The organism is Scopulibacillus cellulosilyticus (assembly GCF_042665295.1).
GTDB classification, from domain to species: Bacteria; Bacillota; Bacilli; order Bacillales; family Sporolactobacillaceae; genus Scopulibacillus_A; species Scopulibacillus_A cellulosilyticus.
In genome coordinates this window covers 1-21116 of sequence record NZ_JBHTCO010000005.1, presented here as the reverse complement: position 1 = coordinate 21116, position 21116 = coordinate 1, and the positions used below count along the sequence as shown (strand labels likewise).

The 21116-nt window shown below is 38.7% G+C and carries 23 protein-coding genes; 2 read left to right on the top strand and 21 right to left on the bottom strand.

Annotation, left to right across the window (positions count from 1 at the left end):
- The first annotated feature begins 19 nt into the window (after positions 1-19).
- Entirely contained in the window at positions 20-2722 is a 2703-nt protein-coding gene (locus ACFQRG_RS06680; protein ID WP_380965059.1) for a transglycosylase domain-containing protein, read from the top strand.
- 30 nt (positions 2723-2752) lie between these two features.
- Here the strand turns inward: ACFQRG_RS06680 and ACFQRG_RS06675 are convergent, their stop codons facing one another.
- The 18 genes from ACFQRG_RS06675 to ACFQRG_RS06590 all read right to left on the bottom strand — a co-directional run bounded on the left by ACFQRG_RS06675 (position 2753) and on the right by ACFQRG_RS06590 (position 17697).
- On the bottom strand, positions 2753-4027 hold the full coding sequence (locus ACFQRG_RS06675) for a LysM peptidoglycan-binding domain-containing protein (protein WP_380965057.1): 1275 nt from the start codon (positions 4025-4027) through the stop codon (positions 2753-2755).
- A 57-nt stretch (positions 4028-4084) separates the two neighbouring features.
- Positions 4085-4618, bottom strand: coding sequence for a YpoC family protein (locus ACFQRG_RS06670; RefSeq protein ID WP_380965055.1), 534 nt, complete (start codon positions 4616-4618; stop codon positions 4085-4087).
- Positions 4608-5273 (bottom strand): endonuclease III, encoded by a 666-nt coding sequence (gene nth / locus ACFQRG_RS06665; protein WP_380965053.1) that lies wholly within the window; start codon positions 5271-5273, stop codon positions 4608-4610. Before nth ends, ACFQRG_RS06670 begins: the two co-directional genes overlap by 11 nt.
- 16 nt (positions 5274-5289) lie before the next feature.
- Positions 5290-5985: a DnaD domain protein gene (locus ACFQRG_RS06660; protein ID WP_380965051.1), complete on the bottom strand. Its 696-nt coding sequence runs from the start codon at positions 5983-5985 to the stop codon at positions 5290-5292.
- Positions 5986-6092: 107 nt separating this feature from the next.
- Positions 6093-7385, bottom strand: coding sequence for an asparagine--tRNA ligase (asnS, locus tag ACFQRG_RS06655; RefSeq protein WP_380965049.1), 1293 nt, complete (start codon positions 7383-7385; stop codon positions 6093-6095).
- 96 nt (positions 7386-7481) lie between these two features.
- Complete coding sequence (locus ACFQRG_RS06650; protein ID WP_380965047.1) at positions 7482-8666, bottom strand: pyridoxal phosphate-dependent aminotransferase; 1185 nt, start codon at positions 8664-8666, stop codon at positions 7482-7484.
- A gap of 78 nt (positions 8667-8744) precedes the next feature.
- The gene (locus ACFQRG_RS06645) at positions 8745-9224 is read right to left on the bottom strand and encodes a cell wall elongation regulator TseB-like domain-containing protein (protein ID WP_380965045.1); all 480 of its coding nucleotides are present in this window, start codon (positions 9222-9224) and stop codon (positions 8745-8747) included.
- A 28-nt stretch (positions 9225-9252) separates the two neighbouring features.
- Positions 9253-9423 carry a YpmA family protein gene (locus ACFQRG_RS06640; RefSeq protein WP_205003186.1) on the bottom strand — a complete coding sequence of 57 codons (171 nt, stop codon included), beginning with the start codon at positions 9421-9423 and terminating at the stop codon, positions 9253-9255.
- Positions 9424-9757: 334 nt separating this feature from the next.
- The gene (gene panD / locus ACFQRG_RS06635) at positions 9758-10141 is read right to left on the bottom strand and encodes an aspartate 1-decarboxylase (protein WP_380965043.1); all 384 of its coding nucleotides are present in this window, start codon (positions 10139-10141) and stop codon (positions 9758-9760) included.
- Positions 10116-11018, bottom strand: coding sequence for a pantoate--beta-alanine ligase (panC, locus tag ACFQRG_RS06630; RefSeq protein WP_380965041.1), 903 nt, complete (start codon positions 11016-11018; stop codon positions 10116-10118). The genes panD and panC overlap by 26 nt, the downstream gene beginning before the upstream one ends.
- 10 nt (positions 11019-11028) lie before the next feature.
- A complete protein-coding gene (gene panB, locus ACFQRG_RS06625; protein ID WP_380965039.1) occupies positions 11029-11850 on the bottom strand; it encodes a 3-methyl-2-oxobutanoate hydroxymethyltransferase in 822 nt (273 codons plus the stop codon).
- Between the two features lie 248 nt (positions 11851-12098).
- Positions 12099-13085: a biotin--[acetyl-CoA-carboxylase] ligase gene (locus ACFQRG_RS06620; protein WP_380965037.1), complete on the bottom strand. Its 987-nt coding sequence runs from the start codon at positions 13083-13085 to the stop codon at positions 12099-12101.
- Positions 13078-14271, bottom strand: a complete 1194-nt coding sequence (locus ACFQRG_RS06615) for a CCA tRNA nucleotidyltransferase (RefSeq protein ID WP_380965035.1) — start codon at positions 14269-14271, stop codon at positions 13078-13080. Before ACFQRG_RS06615 ends, ACFQRG_RS06620 begins: the two co-directional genes overlap by 8 nt.
- A 16-nt stretch (positions 14272-14287) precedes the next feature.
- Positions 14288-15415, bottom strand: a complete 1128-nt coding sequence (gene bshA / locus ACFQRG_RS06610; RefSeq protein ID WP_380965033.1) for an N-acetyl-alpha-D-glucosaminyl L-malate synthase BshA — start codon at positions 15413-15415, stop codon at positions 14288-14290.
- Between the two features lie 10 nt (positions 15416-15425).
- Positions 15426-16127, bottom strand: a complete 702-nt coding sequence (gene bshB1, locus ACFQRG_RS06605) for a bacillithiol biosynthesis deacetylase BshB1 (RefSeq protein ID WP_380965031.1) — start codon at positions 16125-16127, stop codon at positions 15426-15428.
- Position 16128: 1 nt separating this feature from the next.
- A complete protein-coding gene (gene mgsA, locus ACFQRG_RS06600) occupies positions 16129-16539 on the bottom strand; it encodes a methylglyoxal synthase (RefSeq protein ID WP_380965029.1) in 411 nt (136 codons plus the stop codon).
- A gap of 10 nt (positions 16540-16549) precedes the next feature.
- Positions 16550-17356, bottom strand: a complete 807-nt coding sequence (gene dapB, locus ACFQRG_RS06595; RefSeq protein WP_380965027.1) for a 4-hydroxy-tetrahydrodipicolinate reductase — start codon at positions 17354-17356, stop codon at positions 16550-16552.
- Positions 17357-17358: 2 nt separating this feature from the next.
- On the bottom strand, positions 17359-17697 hold the full coding sequence (locus tag ACFQRG_RS06590) for a nucleotide pyrophosphohydrolase (protein ID WP_380965025.1): 339 nt from the start codon (positions 17695-17697) through the stop codon (positions 17359-17361).
- A gap of 248 nt (positions 17698-17945) precedes the next feature.
- On the opposite strand from ACFQRG_RS06590, the gene ACFQRG_RS06585 reads away from it, so the two are divergent.
- Positions 17946-18818 carry a YitT family protein gene (locus ACFQRG_RS06585; protein ID WP_380965023.1) on the top strand — a complete coding sequence of 291 codons (873 nt, stop codon included), beginning with the start codon at positions 17946-17948 and terminating at the stop codon, positions 18816-18818.
- Between the two features lie 23 nt (positions 18819-18841).
- On the opposite strand, the gene ACFQRG_RS06580 is transcribed toward ACFQRG_RS06585, so the two are convergent.
- The 3 genes from ACFQRG_RS06580 to ACFQRG_RS06570 form a co-directional block, all read right to left on the bottom strand.
- Positions 18842-19534 (bottom strand): zinc metallopeptidase, encoded by a 693-nt coding sequence (locus ACFQRG_RS06580; RefSeq protein ID WP_380965021.1) that lies wholly within the window; start codon positions 19532-19534, stop codon positions 18842-18844.
- Between the two features lie 242 nt (positions 19535-19776).
- The gene (locus tag ACFQRG_RS06575) at positions 19777-20562 is read right to left on the bottom strand and encodes a sporulation protein YpjB (protein ID WP_380965019.1); all 786 of its coding nucleotides are present in this window, start codon (positions 20560-20562) and stop codon (positions 19777-19779) included.
- Positions 20563-20619: 57 nt separating this feature from the next.
- On the bottom strand, positions 20620-20982 hold the full coding sequence (locus tag ACFQRG_RS06570; RefSeq protein WP_380965376.1) for a DUF1405 domain-containing protein: 363 nt from the start codon (positions 20980-20982) through the stop codon (positions 20620-20622).
- Positions 20983-21116: the final 134 nt, after the last annotated feature.

Sequence of the window (21116 nt, the reverse complement as noted above, 5' to 3'; positions counted from 1 at the left end):
GGAAAGGTAGGATTGTATCATGACAGAATATAAGTCTAGAGCTGAAAGACGTCAAGCAAAACAAAAAGATAATGATAAGCAACCAAAGGGAAAGAAAGGGAATAAAAAAGGTCTTTTTAAACGTATTGTACTCATCATCTTCCTAGTTATCCTTTTCTTAGTTCTTGCCGGCGTCATTACGGTGTTTGCCGTTATTAAACAAGCACCTTCTTTAGATCCAAAATTGTTAAAGGATCCTATGTCCACTACGATATATGACAAAAACGGACATAAGATTGATACTGTTTATTCTCAGCAAAATCGAACTTACGCACCAATCAATAAAATTCCTGAAGTTGTTCAAGATGCTTTTATTTCAACGGAAGATAACCGCTTTTATAAACATTTTGGTATAGACCCATACCGGATCGGCGGTGCCGTTGTCGCTAACATTACTCACGGTTTCGGTTCTGAGGGAGGAAGTACACTCGACCAGCAGGTCATCAAAAACTCCTTATTAACACCGAAGAAAACATTAACCCGTAAAGTCCAAGAAGCCTATTTGGCAATCAAGCTTGATCAAAAATATTCTAAAAAGCAAATTCTTGAAATGTACTTGAATAAAATTTATTTAGGTGAACAAGCTTACGGTGTTGGAACTGCCGCCAAAGTATACTTTGGAAAAAATGTTAAAGATCTCACTTTACCTGAAGCAGCAATGCTTGCTTCACTGCCAAAAGCACCAAGCTATTATGATCCGTTAGCAAATCCAAAGGCAGCAAAACAGCGTGAAGATCTAGTGCTTGATACTATGGCAAAGAACCATTATATTACACAAGCACAGGCTGACAAAGCAAAACAAGTGTCCATCAAAGAGATGACTAAAGATCATAAAGGGTTAAAAACGCCAAAAAGAAAATATACCGCCTATATTAACTACGTTTATAACGAACTGGTTAACAAGAAAAAGGTTATTTCAAAAGACGAATTCTACCAAGGCGGATTAAAAATATATACAAATCTTGATCCTAAAGCACAACAAAGGGTTCAAGATGTACTCAATAACGATGGCAACTTCCCTGGCGTTAAGAAAAATTTCCAAGCCGGTACCGCGCTTATTGACACAAAAACCGGTGCGATTGAAGCCATCGGCGGCGGCCGCCATTATCAAGATGGTATTAACTGGGCAACTAGCACAGATAATGCCGTAGGTTCAACAGCTAAACCGATTATGGACTACGGTCCTGCTGTTGAATATGAAAATTGGTCAACAGCACATCGCGTAGTCGACGAGCCTTACAAGTATTCTAACGGACACACTCTCGAAAACTGGGATGGACAATACAAAGGCCCAATGACTATAAGAGATGCACTTGCACAGTCACGAAACATTCCGGCTGTTAAAACCTTGCATCAGCTTATGGGTGACTTAGGCCAAAGTAAAATCAAAGATTTCACTAATAATTTAGGCTTTAACTTTAAAAATATCTATGAATCCTATGCAATTGGTTCATTTACAGCATCGCCTCTGCAAATGGCGGGAGCTTATGCAGCTTTTGGCAACAATGGGGTTTATAATGAGCCATATGCGGTTAAATCAATTGAATTCCCTGATGGCCATACGATTGATCTTGACCATAAGGAACATGTTGCCATGCACGACTATACAGCTTATATGATTACAGACATGTTAAAATCGGTCATTCACGATCCGCAAGGGACAGGAAGAGATGCTAATTTACCTGGCGTGCCGGTTGCCGGTAAAACGGGTTCAACAAATATTCCTGACGATTATGCCCGTCAACATGGTATATCATCTTACGACCAGCTCCATGGTGATCTTGACTCATGGTTTGTCGGCTACACGACAGATTTGACAATGGCAGTATGGACGGGTTATACGCCATCAAATGAATCTGACAGCGGTTCGTTTTTACCTGTCAGTGAACAGCATTATTCACAAGATATCTTTAAATATGTCATGGAAGATTTGGCATCGCCTAATACACCTGATTTCAAGAAGCCTAATTCAGTTGTCGAGTCCGATGGAGAATTATATGTCAGAGGCCATCAATCAGACAATGTAGTAGCACCAAAACATGACAATCAAAAAGAAAAGAAAAAACAAGATCAAACCCAATCATCATCGTCTGATCAAAGCAGCACCGATAACAATAGCAGTGATAGTCAAAACAGCAGTCAAAATGATGATAAAGCTAAACAAGATAATCAGAATAAGCAAGATCAACAAGATAAAAACAAAAAGCAAGATCAACAAGATAAGAAAGATCAACAGAATAAAGATAATCAAAATAATGATCAAAACAGCGGTCAAAATAATGATAACAGCCAAAATCAGGGCAGCCAAAATAATCAGGATCAAGGAAATGATCAAAAAGATAACGGAAAGAATAATCAAGGCGGACAAAACGACCAAGGCAGCCAGGGTCAAAATAATGATAATGGCAACCAAAATCAAGGTGATCAGAATAACCAAGGAAATACCGGCAATACCGGCGGCCAAGGTAATCAAGATAACTCTGGCAACCAAGATAATCAAAACGATCAAAATAACACCGGTCATTCCGGGGACCAAGGTAACCAAGGAAATAATAATCCTGACAAAAACAATAATGGCAATAATAATGGTAAGCCGGCAAATTCAAACGAAAATAAAGGTAACACTAACTCTAACTCCGGTGATAACCAAAACAAAGATAACCAACCATCACAAGGAAATTAAAATAAACCACTCGCCAAATTGGCGAGTGGTTTATTGTTTTACCTTTTTTACATTGAAGTATTCAGTAATTAACGGCCAAACTTGAGGATATCGGAATGCCAAATTCCAAAAACTTATGCCTCCCAATTGATACTCATTGACCATTTGAAACATGGCCTCCATCATTCTTAAATCACCAAACCATACCACATGCCTTTTGCCATTTTCATCATTATAATAAAAAAATGGTGCTTCTGATTTAACATCATATTGGATTTGCGCATGATATTGGGCTGCTATTTGATAAGCCTGGTTTGTTGTTACCGCTTTTGCAAATTCGCCCCCTTCTACATAAGGCAGCGTCCAATCGTAACCATACAGTGGTATACTCATTACAATTTTATCTTTAGGAATGACCGATCTGGCATAATTAACAACGGCTCTAACTTGCGAAATCGGGCTCACTGCCATAGGCGGTCCCCCGCTCCAGCCCCATTCATATGTCATTAAAATAACAAAATCAACAATTTTTCCGCTTGTTTCGTAATCATGCGCTTCGTACCAAGCACCGGTTTGTTGACCGCTCAGTTTTGGAGCAAGTGAAGTTGCTACTTTAAATTTCTCTTTGTGAAGACGATCGGTCAACCTTTTTAAAAATCGATTATAAGGCTGTCTTGCATTCGTCCCTAAAAATTCAAAGTCAACGTTTACACCGCGAAATCCTTTTTCCTTAAGCTGATTCACGAGATTTTCAAATAAGTGATTTTGAACAGATGTACTTGATAGGATTTTTTTTGCTATATCTTCGCTAAATTCATCACTATCAATATTAGTTATCGTCATCAGCGGCGCCGCCGTGCTATTCTTCACTGCATTAAGAAGTACCTCCTCATTTTTAGGAGGTACAATATTTCCATCAGCTGTTACTTTGTATTGAAAAATGGACAAATACGTCAGAGCTGATTTTGCCTCCTCAAAATGCTCTGCGCTTGGACTTGGTTCCAGAAAACCATTAACAATAATTGTAGGCTTTTTTCTCTCAGGGAGTTTAATAACTGTTCCAGGATAAAGAATTTGGCCTTCTAATTGAGGGTTTTGATTTAATAATTGCTGGTAATCTACATTATATTTTTTTGCTATAGACCACAGTGTATCACCCGGCTTAACAGTATATGTCGGTTGAACTGGAATCAGCAATGTCCGGCCGGCTATCAATTGATTGGGATTTGTAATTTGATTTAGATTAAGAATTTGTTGAGCAGAAACATGATATTTATTTGATATTGTACTTATCGTTTCTCCAGCGGATACAACATGAACTTGCATAGGCATCCTCCTTAAAGCTTCATGCTGTATCCTATGTATAGGACATTTGTCCGTGTGTCACTTTTTTTCTCTTGCTTGTTTCACAATCATTTTTTTCCCGCATTCAGTGTACAGTTCGTTTAATTGTACAAATGAGAGATAATGATCCGGTCTTTCCAGAATGAACTTAAGACGTTCTTCAACATTAATGGGTCTATAAGATAATAAAGAAAAAGAATCTGTAATTTCATGCTCAAATTTTACCGGGATATGATGCATCCAAAACATAAGATCAATGAAATTAGCAATCGAGCGGCACATTGGTTCCCTTGCCCGTTGTTGATTTCTTCTCCTCAACAATCCTGAAATTTCTTCTTTACGAGAATCCCATTGCTTTAGCAAAATTGAGCAGCTTTCTTTAAATTGCCACGGCCATAATTTAGAATTAGATACTTTGCTTTCATATAAAATATCGTAAAAAAAAGGCTGTGCAAGTTTTTCAGTACACAAGCCGAAATTACATTTATCTATATAGAGCATATCACCTTTTTCATAAAAAGGCGGGAAACAAAACATTGAAGGTACTGTTATAACTAAAGGTTCATTTGACATTGTCTGCCATCCTTTTTCTCATCCGTTTCTGCCCTTCCCTGCACAGCTCTAAAAGAGGACATATATCACATTTCGGTGCCTGAGCTTTACAATGGTATCGTCCAAAGAAAATAAGCCTGTGATGGGTCTCTGACCATTTTTCTTCGGGAACTTTCTTCATTAAAGTTTTTTCAACCTCCAGTACGCTGTCTTTCCAGCGGCAAATACCAAGCCTTTTTGATACCCGCTCCACATGAGTATCAACCGCAATCGTTGGAACCCCAAAAGCCACTGAAGCAATGACATTAGCTGTTTTACGGCCAATACCCGGCAGCTTTATAAGTTCATCACGATCTCTTGGTAATTCCCCTCCATATTCGTCAATTAAAATTTGACAAAGCTTACGAATGTTTTTAGCTTTATTGCGAAATAAGCCAATCGAACGAATATCTTGCTGTAATTCTTCCAATGGTACAGCCAAGTAATCCTCCGGTGTATGATATTTTTCGAATAAGGCCGGTGTTACTTTATTTACTAGTGCGTCTGTACATTGAGCAGAAAGAATAACAGCAATAGCCAGCTCAAACGGATTGCTGTGGTTAAGTTCGCAATGGGCATCCGGAAACATGTCCCCCAAGGTATCAAGAACAACTTTAATTTGTTTATTGCTTAGCACTTCATCACCTTTTTCATTATTTCTCTAACCAATTGTACATCGGTAAAGTAATAGAACTTTGATTTTTATCTGTTTGATGTTCTCTTTTTTGGGTAAATTTATTTCTGATTTTTTCACCATGCGCCTTTGCTTGCTGCAAAGTTTTTACACCATTTTTCTTCCATTCAAAAAGGATTCTATCTATATAACGAAAGTTTAATTTACCGGAAATGACGGATTCCCTTAGTGCCGCCTTGATTAATTCAGGAGAATGATGATCTTGATCCAGCCACATCGTTAATGTCTCACACTCAATCGGGGATAACGGGCGTCCAAATTCATTTTCAAAAACAGTATATAAAGCTTCTTCTTGTTCGGCATTTTGTTGATTTGCCGACTTTTGATAATAATGGACAATTAACTTTTCCCACAATGGTTCGAGCGTGTATGCCTCTGAATAAATTTGATCATCATTGCTTTGTTCAATATTAATATACCCTTTTTGGACCAGGCGCCGTAAATGATCTGCACATTGAGCGGGTGTACAGCTCATACGATCAGCCAAATCATCAGGGGTTGGGAAATAATTGCCTTTGCATATAAAAGAATGAACATGAATCAGCAGCATACATTCCTCTTCGTTCAATCCCAGGAGATAATAATTTTCAAGTAATAGATTCGGAACCATGACATGACTATTTACCAGCAGGTCCATCATTAATTTTTTTTCCACATTCGACACCTCTCCCCTATTATATCATGAACCTCTTGATGAATCTTCTAGGAAAAGACAAACCCCAGCAAGCTGGGGTTTGGAAAAGTCGAGTATTAAGTCAGGAATTAAGGATAAATTCGGTTTAACAGTCTTGGGAACGGAATCGTTTCGCGAACGTGTTCCGTACCGCTGATCCATGCTACCGTTCTTTCCAGACCTAATCCGAAACCGGAGTGAGGAACGCTTCCGTATTTTCTTAACTCTAGATACCATTCATAAGCCGGATCAGTTAATTTATGTTCTTCATAACGTTTTTCAAGTAATTCTAAATCATCAATTCTTTGACTGCCGCCGATGATTTCACCGTATCCCTCAGGCGCAATTAAATCAGCACAAAGAACAACTTCCTCGCGATTCGGATCAGGCTTCATGTAAAACGCCTTAATTGATGTCGGATAATGTGTAATGAACACCGGTTTATCAAAGCTTTCTGCAATAGCTGTTTCGTGAGGCGCGCCAAAATCTTCACCCCATTCAATATCATCAAAGCCTTTTTCTTTAAGCAGTTCGATAGCTTCATCATAAGTTATTCTCGGAAATGGCGCTTGAATTTTTTCTAACTTGGATGTATCACGATCCAGTGCTTTAAGTTCTAACTGACAGTTTTTCAAAACGGATTGAACAATAAATGTAACATATTGTTCCTGAATTTCAAGGCTTTCTTCATGATCAGTGAAGGCCATTTCCGGTTCAATCATCCAAAACTCAATTAAGTGCCGGCGGGTTTTTGATTTTTCCGCCCTGAATGTCGGACCAAAAGAAAACACTTTGCCAAAAGCCATAGCCGCTGCTTCCATATACAATTGACCGCTTTGAGATAAATAGGCATCGCGGTCAAAATATTTTGTATGGAAGAGGTCGGTTGTTCCTTCCGCTGAGCTGCCAGTTAAGATAGGCGGATCAATTTTAATAAATCCATTGTCATTAAAAAATTGATAGGTTGCTCTAATAATTTCGTTACGTATACGTAAAATGGCATGTTGACGATTGGAACGCAGCCATAAATGACGATGATCCATTAAAAACTCTGTACCATGTTCCTTTGGTGTAATTGGATAATCTTGAGCAATTTGTATAATTGAAAGGTCGGTTACCGTTAACTCATACCCTGAAGGTGAACGATGGTCTTCACGCACTGTTCCGGTTACATAAAAGGAGCTTTCTTGAGTTAATTCTTTCGCTTGATTCCATGCTTCTTCCGATACTTCACTTTTTACGATAACGCCTTGGATAAATCCCGTACCATCACGAAGTTGTAAAAATTGAATTTTGCCGCTCGATCGTTTGTTTGCAAGCCAAACACCAATTTTTACTTCCTTTCCAACATGTTTGCTAACTTCAGAAATAGTTGTTTTCATTTTATATAAACCTCCAAAGACTTAAATGAATCAATCTGCTTGCGGCGTTGATCCTTTGTATTCATAACTGGCTTTCCTAAACTTTAGAAACAGATTTTATGACATATGATTTTTCATAAATCGATTGATTCGGCTTAAAGCTTCTTCTATCTGATCTAGTGATGTGGCATAAGACAGACGGACATATTCAGGTGCACCAAAACCCTCACCAGGAACAAGGGCGACTTTTTCCTCTGATAATAAAGCGCTGACCCATTCCGTGACATTTGCATAACCAGTCACTTCTGCCGCTTTTTTGGCATTAGGGAACAAATAAAAAGCGCCTTGCGGTTTAATGCATGTTAATCCGGGAATTTGCGTAAGCGTCTCATACGCTTTATTTAGACGTTCTTCAAAGGCTTCCTGCATTTGTTTTACAGGCTCTTGAGTCCCGTTATAGGCAGCAATAGCCGCATACTGTGAAACTGTAGCCGGGTTTGATGTGCTGTGACTGGCAACATTAGTCATAGCTTTAATAAGTTCAGCGTCGCCGACAGCATAGCCAATCCGCCATCCTGTCATGGCATGCGACTTTGACACACCATTAATAATAACCGTTTGTTTTCTGATTTCATCAGAGCATTCCGCAATTGAAACATGCCGATTTTGACCATAAACCAATTTTTCATAAATTTCATCTGAGATGATCAAAAGATTATGTTCAACACAGAAGGCGCCAATAGCCTCAAGTTCCTGTTTTGTATATATCATGCCGGTTGGATTGCTCGGTGAATTAATAATCAGTGCTTTTGTCTTGTTTGACACTGCTTTTTGTAATTGATCAACAGTTACTTTAAATTGATTCGATTCATCAGTATCAACAATGACAGGTATGCCGCCGGCCAGCTTAACTTGCTCCGGATAACTGACCCAGTAAGGCGACAATATGATAACTTCATCACCCGGGTCTATGTATGATTGGAAAAGAAGATATAATGCGTGTTTTGCCCCTGACGCGACAATCACGTTTGACGGATCGTATTGCAGGTTTTGATCTCTTTGAAGCTTTTCAACGATCGCTTGTTTTAATGCCGGCAACCCTGCCGAAGGCGTGTACTTTGTATGACCGCTGTTAACCGCTTGCATGGCCGCATCAATAATATGTTTTGGAGTATTAAAATCAGGTTCACCGGCACCAAGTCCAATAACATCATGACCTTCAGCTTTAAGGTGGTTTGCTTTAGCTGTAATAGCTAAAGTGCTCGATGGTGTAATTGTTGCTGCTCTTTTTGAAAGTTTCATGATATCGCTCCTTGTTAAATTTAAGAAGAGGAAGCGAGAACGCCTGATCACTTCCTGCATTTAAGTTAATCCTCCACACTATATATGAAGAATATGTCCTTCCTCTTTGCCATTTTTAAAATATAAATAGACGTAGTTGTATTCTTTATTATGGTCTATAAAAATAATTTCCCAAACTGGTTGACTGTTATCAATACCCAGCTTGGCAGAAACGATTTTCGAAACATCATAATTTAATTTAGAAAATGACTGCAAAGCTTCTTTTTTGGTAAGACCGTCTTTAACAGGCTTTTCCAACATTTTGCCGCCTTTTTTATCCGGAACCCAAATATAAACTTCTTTGCCGGATTTTAGGACAGAACGTAACACATGGTAAGATCGATTTCCATTATAAAAGGTAACGTCCTTCACTTTCGATATATGATAGTGCGCTTTTGCTTTTGCTACAGCTTTCTGTTCGGCTGTCCCTTCGTAGGAGCTGGCCCGATGATAAATTAACCAGGATTGCCAAATACATATTAAAACCACAATTCCAACTATTATTCCCCATTTTTTCAATTCAATCACCTTTTTTTAACAGCAGCTTTTATGTACGATAAATGGTAAATACCATCTTATCTTTATCTTTTTCGTCCAATGCCAATCCAAACATTAAGTCTTGACGTTTTAATGTTCGGTTTAAACTGTCAACGATTTTATAGAGATCGTCTGATTTCTTGACAACTACTGTTGACAGGAGTTCAATTTTATCTCCCATTCATATCCTCCTTTAAAGAAAACTTGGCAGGCGCCAAGCCGTAAAGGCGCACAGAATTAATTCAGGTACGCAGAAACAAAATCTGTTAAACATAGCAGGGCAAAATAAGGTCAAACTATAAATACCCTGACATCAAGGGAAATTTCGCCTAACCGACACCTTTTTTAACGAAACCTTTTTAGGTTTCGTTTTTTTAATAAGTATCCTCTAATACTTAATCCTAATCATTTTACATAACAATTGCAACTGAAACTATAAGTTAAATTGATAAAAAATCCCCCAATCTGACATTGTATGTTTTGATTGGGGAATGTTAATTATTTTAAACACGCATTTAAAGAATCGTCATTGCTTTTTCACCATTGATCATTTCTTTAATATGATTGTCTTCATCCATAATCGCAATTGCGGGCTGGTGAGAGGCCATTTCTTCTTTCGTCATTAAAGCGTAAGAAATAATAATGACTGTATCACCCTTTTGAACAAGCCGTGCAGCAGCGCCGTTAAGACATATATCCCCTGATCCGCGTTCTCCAGCAATCACATACGTTTCAAATCTGGCTCCATTATTGTTATTAACAATCTGTACTTTTTCATTTTCTGCAATATCAACAGCATCAAGTATATCAGCATCGATTGTAATACTGCCAACATAATTTAAATTAGCATCGGTGACACTCGCCCGATGGATTTTACTTTTCATCAATGTGCGCAACATATTGTTTTTGTTCTCCTTTTAAGTCTGGGTCTAAATCTGCAACGATATTGTCTATTAACCGGGCTTCTTTATATTGAACGGCACAGGCAATAATAAAACGTTCTGTAATTGACGTTGCAGACTGTAATTCGGGATAACTAAGTACTTCAACATAGTCAATTTTCCCGAGACGAAGATGAGTTTCAAGAAATAAAGTAACACATTTCTTAATTCGGGATACTGACCGCTCTCCCTTGTTAATAAGAAGCAACCCTTCCTGCAATCCTTTATTTAAAAGGGCCGCCTCTTGTCGCTCATCAGCAGACAAACGAACGTTTCGTGAACTTTTCGCCAGACCATCTTCTTCCCTTTTCGTTTCACATGGTATTAATTGAATCGGATAATGGAAATTTTTAATAATGCTGTCAACAACCGCAACCTGTTGGGCATCTTTGAGTCCAAAAAACACTTTATCGGGCATAATAATATTAAAAAGTTTGATTAAAATCGTTGCTACGCCGTCAAAATGACCAGGCCTGCTTCTTCCGCACAAAACATCGACACGATCATTAACTTTAACGAGCATGGATTCACCTAATGGATACATTTCATCTGCATCAGGGTTAAAAATAATGTCAACGCCTTCCTCTTCCGCAATCATTTTATCCCGTTTGATATCCCGCGGATAAGTCAGATAATCTTCATTGGGTCCAAACTGCGTTGGATTCACAAAAATACTGAGAACAACAATGTCACACATTTCTTTAGCTTGACTTATTAACGATTGATGACCTTCATGCAAAAAACCCATAGTCGGCACAAAGCCAATTGTTTTTCCTGAGCTTTTCATTTGCCGGATTGTTTTATTCATTTCTTTAACAGAATGTATCATTTGCATAAGACATCACCTACTTGGTTTGACTGGTAAATTGTTTAGTTTTGAAGGAATGTTCTAATTGCGGAAATGTCTTTTGCCTAACATCCTGCACATATCCCTTTAGTCCATTAACAATATCATCAGAAATATGGGCGTATTGCTTTACAAATTTGGAAACACGGTCAACGCCGTAATCAATGACATCATGATAAACAAGGACCTGGCCATTAGTTTTAGGTCCGGCTCCGATGCCAATTGTTGGAATTGACAACTGTTCAGTGACTGCCTCTGCCAATTGCCATGGGACACACTCTAAAACAACAGCGAAAGCGCCTGCCTGTTCAACAGCTTTAGCATCTTCAATTAATTTATTTCCTTCTTCTTCAGTTTTACCTTGTACTTTATAACCGCCTAAAACGCCGACAGATTGAGGCGTCAACCCTAAATGGCCAACGACCGGCACACCTGCACCCGTTAAATGTTCGATCATTTCAATTACAATGCCGCTGCCTTCAACTTTAACCGCATGTGCACCGCCCTCCTGTATAAGACGCTTCGCATGGTAAAGCGTTTCAGAGACAGTTGCATGGTAAGTCATAAAAGGCATATCGGTTACAACAAAAGTATCCTTTGCACCGCGGCGAACAGCTCTTGTGTGAAGAATCATATCCTCAAGTGTTACATTGACTGTTGATTCATAACCAAGAGCAACCATACCTAATGAATCTCCGACCAGCAGGATATCCATACCGGCTTGTTCTGCCAGTTTACCAGCCGGGTAGTCATAAGCCGTCACCATAGCAATCGGCTCATTGTCCATTTTCATTTGCTTAAAATCTTTTGTTGTTTTCATTTTTCTCCTCCTTTTTTTCAGAGGAAGATGATTTTAGAATATCCTCTACGGAAAATAAAAAAATCCTTCCCACACAAGACATGTGAAGAAGGATTTGTATCCGTCGGCATCAATCATCCCTCTGTCCCAGTCCGCTATTGTGGATCAAGGCAGATCTTTTGATTAAAATCATAACAGTAAAAAAAACACATAGCGGTACAGCTCCTTATGGATGCCATCCATAGATTCATTATAACAAACAAAACAAACTATTGAGAAGAAATTTCTATATCCGCTGAATAAATTTTATGAATCTTACCGTCTTTATCTTTCAAAAGCAAAACACCTTCATCATTGATACCTTGCGCTAAACCTTGAACAACCGTACCGTTTGCGGTCCGTGCATATATTTGCCGGCCTAAACTTATCGCATAAGATTCCCACAATAATTTAATAAGCCCGAATCCTTCGTCCATATACGATTTATACAGGTCTTCAAATGCTTTTAAAATTTCTTGAATCAGTTCAGCCCGATCAAAAGCTGTTCCGGCTTCTGCTCTTAATGACGTAGCAATATCTTTTAACTCTTCCGGAAAATCATCAATGGCTGCATTTACATTTATGCCGATACCAACAATTATAGCTTTTACATCTGCAGCTTCAGCCTGTAATTCTGTTAAAATGCCGACAAACTTCTTCCCCTTATAAAGAATGTCATTTGGCCATTTAATTTCACAATCCAGACCGGTGACATGTTTGACTGCTTTAACTACAGCTACTGCTGTCAGTAAAGTGAACTGAGGAGCTTTATGTATCGGGATATCGGGTCTGATAATTAAACTCATCCAGATGCCTGTCCCTTTTGGCGAATGCCAACTGCGTCCAAGTCTTCCTCTTCCCGATGTTTGTTCATCAGCCAGAACAACCGTGCCCTCTTCGGCCCCATCCTCTGCTAAATGTTGAGCTTTTTTCTGAGTGGAAGGAATTTCGTCTTGATAAACGAGATGATGTCCAAGGGTCTTGGTCGTAAGTCCGGCATAAATTTTAGCCTCACTTAATTGATCCGGCGCATCAATTAATTTATAACCTCTTTTATGCACTGAGGCGATTGTATAGCCTTCATTTTCAAGTTCCTTGATATGTTTCCACACAGCAGTCCGTGAACATCCTATTTCATCACTTATTTTTTGGCCTGATATATAATCGTTGCGATTTTTAAATAGTAATTTTAAAATATGATTTTTTGTTTTAGACAAAAGACATCACCCAATTTCTAATTTCCTCGTGATCATTCAGCAGTCTTTCATATAGAACTTCCTTCTCTATTTCCGTTAGTAATTTGTCAATCCAAGGCCCTGGTTTTCTATTAAGCCAAGTGGATAAATCATTTCCGTTAACATGTAAATCTTTACGGTTATGAATAGGACAACTTTTCCACAACGCTTTAATATCGTCATCGGTTTGTTCTGAACTTTTTTGAAAAACCTTTTTGAGTCTTTCAACAGATAAAGCAGCAGAAAGTCCTGACAAATACAGGCTTTCTTTCGTCCACTTAAGATTCTTCTGCCGTTCATAAATTCCAGTATGCCTTATCAGCCAGTTTTTTTTCCTTTTTGACATTTTCCAAGCATTGCAAAAAGCTGTAATATCTTTCACCTTCAATTGAATAATAAGCGTGCACCATCGCTCCTCATCACAATTAAGCAATTTTAAAGGGAGATGACTAAACTGTTGACATTCAATTGATTTATTTTCCAAATAAGGCAGGTATTCATAAATATGGCTGCTAAGCAAAATATGAAATGCTTTTTGTAAGTCTTCTCCGCTTAGCAGTTTGGTAAATTCCTGATAAATTCTTTCAATCGATATATTTTTTAAAAGGTGTCCAAGCGATTGACATGTATTTTCAAGTTCCTTGGGCATTTCTAATCCTAACTGACTGATAAACCTCAGGCCTCTTAACATTCGTAATGGATCCTCTTTAAATCGTATTTTAGGATCCCCAACGGTCATTAGACGATTTTCTTTTAAATCTATTTGCCCATTGTATGGATCAATTATTTCTTCGTCAATGGACAGTGCTATCGCATTCATTGTAAAATCACGCCGTTTTAAATCTTCGGTAATGCTTGTTTCAAAATGAACTTGTTCCGGATGCCTATAGTCAGAATAACCTGATTCTGAACGGAAAGTAGTTACTTCAAAGTTAGTATTCTCTTCGCGGACGATAACTGTTCCATGTTCAATGCCAACTGGTATCGTTTTTGGAAACAGCGCTTGAACCTGATCAGGTCTTGCCGAAGTTGTAATATCAACATCATGAACAGGACGTTGCAGTAAATAATCCCTGACTGCACCGCCCACAATATAAGCTTCAAAACCATTTTGATGAAGTTTATCCATAACCTTAAATGCTATCTTAAAAGGCGCCTGATTAAACATGCTTGTTCACATCCAATTAAATATCCAGTACTTTCCTGTAAATAGCTTCATATTGCTCTAAAATGTGCTGAGAATGAAAAATTGTCCGTGCTCTATTCACCGCATTCTCCGACAATCTGTTATGTAAATCCGGATATTGCAGTATCTTGATTGCCTTAGCCGCTATATCATCAATATCCCCAACATCTGATAAATAACCGGTTTCTCCGTCAACAATGACTTCGGGGATACCGCCTGCACGCGTGCCTATCGCCGGCACTCCGCAGGATGCAGCTTCAAGCAATATAAGTCCAAAGCTTTCTTTTGATGATAAAAGCAATACAAGATCACTAATAGACAACAGATCTGCAACATTGTCCTGTTTGCCAAGAAACATCACCTTGCTTTCAATCCCTAATGATTGAACAAGCTCCATGACAACCGGAAATTCAGGGCCTTCCCCTATCAGTAAAAGCTTAGCTGCCATTTGCTCTTGAATTTTCGAAAAAACTTTAATGACATCGGGAACGCGTTTAACACCTCTAAAATTTGAAATATGAATAATAACCTTTTCGTCAGGTTGAATATTTAATTCTTCTTTTAAATTTCCTGTATCTTGTTTGTAATAAATATCTTCATCAACAAAATTATAAACAGGGACAATTTCTTTATTTGTTTTAAGTAAGTCATGGGTTTGCCTGACTAAATCCTTTGATACGGCCGTCACCATATCCGATTGTTCAATCCCAAAGCGGATCATGTTGCTTAAAGCTGGATCATAACCTAAAACAGTAATATCAGTGCCATGAAGTGTTGTTACTATTTTTAGATGATCGCCGACCATCTGCTTTGCCAAAAAAGCGCAAACAGCATGTGGTACAGCATAATGAACGTGTAAGAGATCAAGCTTTTCCCTAACTGCTACGCACGCCATTTTACTCGCTAAAGTTAAATCATATGGCGGGTAACGAAAAACCGCGTACTGATTGACTTCAACTTCATGAAAAAAAATGTTGCGTGACGTCTTCTCCAGACGAAAAGGAATGCTGGATGTGATAAAATGCACTTCATGGCCTTTTTTTGCCAGCATTTTACCTAATTCTGCAGCAACAACACCTGATCCGCCGACTGTAGGGTAACATGTGATGCCAATTTTTAATTTCATGTTGATTCTCCTAAAATAAAGACGTGCGTTTTATCGGTTTTTTTGATTTAAATGCTTCAGCAAAAAGTGTTCCCGTTTCCTTACCGTATAAACGATCACGACTTTCTACTGTCTCAAGATATCCGTTTGTCAGCGGTGTCTCCACTCCGTCTTTCGATAGCATAAATTGACTTCGGTAAGCTTTCAGAGCTTCCATTTTCACATGATGAACATCGCTGACATCGATAACAAAATCCGCTTTATGAAAACCATTGATATAATAAAAGTAAAGATCTTGAACTTTATGACTTGGCAACTCTTGAGTCCCTTGGTATTTTTTAATTCCTGCAGAAAATACGGCCTCTTCCACTAAGCGCCCGCAATGTCCGTGATCCGGATGGCGGTCTTCAAAAAATGGTGCAAACACAATTCGGGGTTCATATAAACGAATAATATCGACAATTTTTGCTATTTTTTTATCATCTAATGTCAACCCTCTATCAGGAAACCCTAAATTTTCTCTTATGCTTAGCCTCAATGTATCCGAAGCATTTGAGGCTTCCTGTTGACGAAGAATAACATTGCCGTTAGAAGAAAGCTCCGCCTTTGTCAGATCACAGATGCCCACCTTAAATCCTTTGGATGTATGGCGGGCAATTGTACCACCCATCCCGATTTCAACATCATCAGGATGGGCGCCAAACGCCAATATATCAAGTTTTACCTGTTCCACATTAATCATCCTTTTTCCCGTGAACAAACTGGCGCCAATTTAATTCTCCCCGGTCTAATGCGTGCATTAATAATTCCCCTGTGGCCATGTTCGTCGCAAGCGGAATTTCATACACATCGCTGAGGCGAATAAGCGCACTGATATCAGGTTCGTGAGGCTGAGCTGTTAACGGATCCCGGAAAAAGATAACCATATCCATTTCATTATTTGCGATTAAAGCACCTATTTGCTGATCGCCTCCGTATGGTCCTGATTGAAAACGGTGAACATTTAAACCGGTTGCTTCCATAATCTTCTTTCCGGTTGTACCTGTTGCAAAAAGTTCATGTTTTTCTAAAATCGGTTTATATGCGGTCGTAAACTGAACAATATCCTTCTTTTTCTTATCATGGGCGATGAGTGCGATTTTCATTTAAATCCCTCTAATCCAAAATATTTTCTAAACCGTAGACAAGCGTGTCTAATGACATGACAGTCTCAACAGCGAAACGGACTCCCGTCATAAAAGATTTCCGATTAAATGAATCATGACGCAAAGTCAACATTTCTCCTTCTCCGCCGAAAAGAACCTCTTGATGAGCAACAAGTCCGGGAAGTCTTACACTGTGAATATGCATGCCGTCTGTTTCCGCGCCGCGCGCACCTTTTATTGTTTCCTTTTCATCAGGGTGTCCTTGCTTTTTAGATTCTCTTACTTTTTGAATCATTTCAGCCGTTTTAACGGCAGTTCCCGAAGGCGCATCCCGCTTTTGGTCATGATGTAATTCAATGATTTCAACATCCGGGAAATACTTTGAAGCCATTTGGCTGAATTTCATAACTAAGACTGCACCTATTGCAAAGTTTGGCGCAATAATACCGCCAAGGTTCTTATCAGACAATTTTTGTTCAAATCGGGCAACATCATCATTTGTAAATCCAGACGTTCCGATTACAGGTCTTACCCCATAATCAACAGCGGCTTGAAAATGCGCCTTCCCTGCATCAGGGTGCGTTAAATCTATTAATACATCAGCTTTGATATTTGAAAAGCAAGCTTCTATATCAGTATAAATAGGAGCGTCTATGTCAGGTAATCCTTCTAAATCCCGGACAGACATACCATCATTTTTATTGTCAACCGCTGCTGCAAGCTCAAAATGCGGCGTCTCGGAAATCATATGTATTGTTTCGCTGCCCATTTTCCCTCTTGGACCGGCTACCACAATCCGGATCTTATTATTTTCCATTATTAATTTTCCTCCCTCTCAATCCTTGTCCAACGGTCCTTATCACGTGTTTTAAATTTATGCATGACCGCATCAAAGGCTTCCTCAATATTAATGTTTAAAGAATTAGCAAGACAAATGATTACAAATAACAAGTCAGCCAGTTCTTCATTAATTGTTTTGACTTCTTCAGTTTTTTTCTTTGGCTTCTCGCCATAATAATGATTAACTTCTCGGGCTAACTCGCCCAGTTCTTCGGTCAATCTGGCAGTTAGCGCTAGCGGTGAAAAATATCCTTCTTTAAATTGGCTAATATAAGCATGTACTTCTTTTTGCATATCTTTCATAGTTTTTTCACTCATGACATCACCCCATTAGTCGTCTGTAGTTATCTTAGCGAAAATGGGGGGTGTTTGACAAATTATTTATTCCGGTTTACAAAACAGCTTCTTTAAGCAGCAGCTTAACCTAATCATCGGAGTGAATGAAATAGTCCTGACCGGTGGAAGTTTCACTATATACTTTACTTTAAACAATTGAATGCAAACAGGCTATCATTTATAATTATTGAGTTGTGAAAATTGCGTCGGAAATAAAGGGGGCGTTGTTTTTGAAATTGTCTTTAAAGCCGAAAAATATCTTTTTTATCTTAATTGGTGCCGCTATTTATGCATTTGGACTCGTAAATTTTAACATGACAAATAAATTGGCGGAAGGCGGAATCACAGGGATTACATTGATTCTGTATAATTTATTTAATATCGACCCGGCAATAAGTAACATCGTATTGAATGTCCCTTTGTTTATCTTGGGATGGCGTACATTAGGAAGAAACAGCTTTGCTTACACGTTAATTGGAACAGGTGCATTATCCGTCTTTTTATGGATATTTCAACACGTTCATATCTTTTCTTTTACTTTAAAAAATGATATGACCCTCGCTGCATTATTTGCAGGTGTCTTCGTCGGCGTCGGTTTGGGTATTATTTTTAAGTACGGCGGAACGACAGGCGGTTCAGACATTATCGCGCGGCTGGGACATAACTCCTTCGGGTGGAGCATTGGTCAAATTATGTTTGCGATTGATGCCATTGTTATTATTTCTTCGCTTATTTATCTTGATTACCGGCAAGCCATGTATACGCTTGTTGCCGTATTTGTCGGCGCCAGAGTGATTGACTTTATTCAAAAAGGCGCCTACGCTGCAAAAGCAGCTATGATCATTTCAAAAGATAATGAGGCTGTCGCTGATAAAATTATTAAAACGCTGGATCGCAGTACAACAATTATTCCCGCAAAGGGCGGATACACAGGCAATGAGGTCAATGTCCTTTACTGCGTTGTCGCTCAAAATGAAGTATTTCGGCTGAAAAACGTTATTAGCTCTGTAGATCCCCATGCTTTTGTAGCTGTTAATGATGTACACGAAGTTCTTGGAGAGGGATTTACACTTGATGAAAATAAAAATCCATTACATGAATAAAGCACTCACCTGGTGATGAGTGCTTAATCGTTATTATCATTATTCAAACCGATATACATTAGAACGAAACGCAGCAATTCCAGAACTGCCACAAGCGCTGCGGCTACATATGTTAAAGCAGCTGCTGTTAATACCTTACGCGCTTGACGCTTTTCATCAGATTGTACAATTCCTAATGCTGTTATTTGTTTCAACGCACGGCTTGAGGCATCAAATTCAACCGGCAAAGTGACAATTTGAAAAAGAACTGCTAAACCGAAAAAGATAACGCCAATTAGCGCGGCTCCAGCAAGATGAAGTATCATCCCTGCTAAGATAAATATCCAAGATAAGCTTGAACCAATATTTGCGACGGGTACTAAGGCATGCCTCATTCTTAATGGGGCATAATCCTTATCATCTTGAATCGCATGTCCGACCTCATGGGCCGCAACAGCTGTTCCCGCTATTGTATTGCCATGGTAAATATCTGAGGATAAGCGGACAACCTTGTCCCTAGGGTCATAATGGTCGCTTAATGTGCCCGGTACCTCTTCAATTTCAATATTGTACAAACCATTATGATCGAGAATTTGTCTTGCAACTTGAGCGCCCGTCATACCTGTAGAATTGGCGACTTCCGAATACTTTGAATAAGCGTTCCGGACTTTCGCCTGTGCCCATATGGGGATAATCATGATGATGATAAAGTAGACGATATATGCTCCAATACTCATTTATTTGGTAACCTCCACCTTAACTTATTAAGGTCAATTTTAGTCAAAAACATTCTCGAAGTCAATAAAAAAGCGCGTTTGACAAAATGTTGTCAAAGTTTATATTAGTATAACTGTTCGTAAGCCCCAAGTTTTTGTAAGGGTGTGGGGTGCCTGCACCTTCGCCGACGATTATTCAATAAAGTATCGCCGCTTCTCGTCGCAACTCATGGCAGTTTGAATGTTTCGCTCGTTACAGAAGGTTAATTCAAATTGTTGCTTTTCCGAACCTGTCCTTTATATTTTCTCCAAGAGACGTATATTAATGTAATGACAGTTAACCCGCCAATAATAAAAACTGCCCAAAATAATTGCTGTTGAATCGGTTTTTTCATTTTATTAGAGAATAATTGATTTAAATCTTGATAAGTTTTATTCAATTGGTTTCCTTTGTTTTTATTTTGCATCATCGTTATCCGATTATTAGAAACGGTATTTACCTCATCATTAACCAGTGTCAATTCATGCTGGTTAACATCAATGAGCATGGCTGGGTAAATCATTTCATATACATCCAAGAATTTGTTTAATTCGTACTGAAAGGTGATGCCGTTCCCTTGTTTCACCGCTTCTTCCATCTTTTCAAATGGCGTTAACAGCTGACCTTTCAGCCCTTTCCATAAAGGATCTTGATTTGATTCTAAAGCATCAATTGACAACCGAAACTCAACCGCTTTCTGCCGCTTCTCATTATCGGCAACCTCTTTATCTAAAATATTAATAAGGTTATTCATTGTTGTCTCTATCACTTCATCATTATCTTCACTAACTCCTAACACTGTCTCTGAATACTTTGACCAGTCTTTTTTAAATTGATTTAAATCTTTTAAGGCGAGTTCATACTGGTGATTATCTACATTTTGAAAAATACTATCGGATAAGTCAGATATTTGATGCCATACCTGATCAGAAGACTTTTCTTTTGCAAAAGAATGAATCGGAAAAACGATTAAAGCGAGACATAATAGCAGCATTATTCGATTTTTCATACTCGTACTTGTCCCCCCTCTTACAACGATTATATGAGAAGGCGGACAAGAGTAGACCTAATTTAGAGGCAGTTTATTCACCTTTTTATTCAAATAATAAATAACGCCAATGCTAATCCAGCTTAACCAAAATGTTAAATAACCGATAACCTGATGATGCGAGGAAAGGTAGGGGTACCATGGCGCCATATTAAATACATAGTCAATAAAATCATTATGTAAAGTCCAAATCGCTGCAATGACAATATGCCATAGTTTAATCCGATAAAACGGCGCATATATAAGTCCTTCAATTGCCATGCAGCCATGAGAGAAAATAAGCATATAATTCCCCAAATTTAAAGGGTAACCGAATAAACCGGACACCGCATTCATACCAACTGCCCATACACCATATTTCAGCAAAGTAATAGCTGCCAGCCCTTCGAATCAAAACCACCCGTGAAAACGGGTGGTTTGCTCTGCGGCTGAAAGCCTCTGTTACTGGCCAGCCCTTCAAAGGGCACTGAAAGGTTCGCCAACCGCACTACTTTTCCGGCAACCCTAAAAGGGTC